Origin of the sequence: Caballeronia sp. AZ7_KS35 (assembly GCF_023631045.1) — a bacterium.
Classification (GTDB): Bacteria; Pseudomonadota; Gammaproteobacteria; order Burkholderiales; family Burkholderiaceae; genus Caballeronia; species Caballeronia zhejiangensis.
Genome location: NZ_JALQDV010000092.1, coordinates 1 through 1103, shown reverse-complemented (window position 1 = coordinate 1103; position 1103 = coordinate 1). Strand labels below are relative to the sequence as shown.

Here is a 1103-nt window from a genome sequence, read left to right as displayed (position 1 = left end):
TTCTCCGGACCGGTGTAATTCGCGCTCGGCCGGATGATCTTGTTGTCGATGCGTTGCTCGATGATGTGCGCGCTCCATCCCGACGTGCGCGAGATCACGAAGAGCGGCGTGAACATCGCGGTCGGCACGCCCATCATGTGATATGAAACCGCGCTGAACCAGTCGAGGTTCGGGAACATCTTCTTCGCGTCCCACATCACCGATTCGAGGCGCTCGGCGATATCGAACAGCTTCGTGTCGCCGGCTTCCTTCGACAGATTCCTCGCGACTTCCTTGATGACCTTGTTGCGCGGATCGGAGATCGTGTACACCGGATGGCCGAAGCCGATCACGACTTCCTTGTTTTCGACGCGGCGTTTGATATCGGCTTCCGCTTCATCCGGCGTCTGATAGCGCGACTGAATTTCGAACGCGACTTCGTTCGCGCCGCCGTGCTTCGGACCGCGCAGCGCGCCGATCGCGCCGGTGATCGCGGAATACATGTCCGAACCCGTGCCCGCGATCACGCGCGCCGTGAACGTCGATGCGTTGAACTCGTGCTCGGCGTAAAGATTGAGCGATACATGCATCGCATCGACCCACGCTTTGGACGGCGCGACGCCATGAAGCAGATGCAGAAAGTGCCCGCCGATGGAATCGTCATCGGTTTCGACTTCGATGCGCTTGCCGTTGTGCGAATAGTGATACCAGTAGAGCAGCATCGAGCCGAGCGAGGCCATCAGCTTGTCGGCGATATCCTTCGCGCCCGGCACGTTGTGATCGTCCTTCTCCGGCAGGATCGTGCCGAGCACGGAGACGCCGGTACGCATCACGTCCATCGGATGCGCGGACGCGGGAATCCATTCCAGCGCGGCTTTGAGATTCGCGGGCAGGCCGCGCAACGCCTTCAGCTTCGTCTTGTATGCCTTCAGTTCGGCGGTGTTCGGCAGCTTGCCGTGCACGAGCAGATGCGCGATCTCTTCGAACTCGGACGTCGTCGCGACATCGAGAATGTCGTAGCCGCGATAGTGCAAGTCGTTGCCCGTCTTGCCGACGGTGCACAGCGCGGTATTGCCCGCCGTCACGCCCGACAGCGCGACGGATTTCTTCGGCTTGAATGCGCC

At 60.8% G+C, this 1103-nt stretch carries 1 protein-coding gene; it reads right to left on the bottom strand.

Annotated elements, in window-relative coordinates; genetic code table 11:
• Positions 1-1103 (bottom strand): bifunctional 2-methylcitrate synthase/citrate synthase (prpC, locus tag NCT05_RS36640; protein ID WP_250504797.1); only part of this gene is annotated, 1103 nt, incomplete at both ends.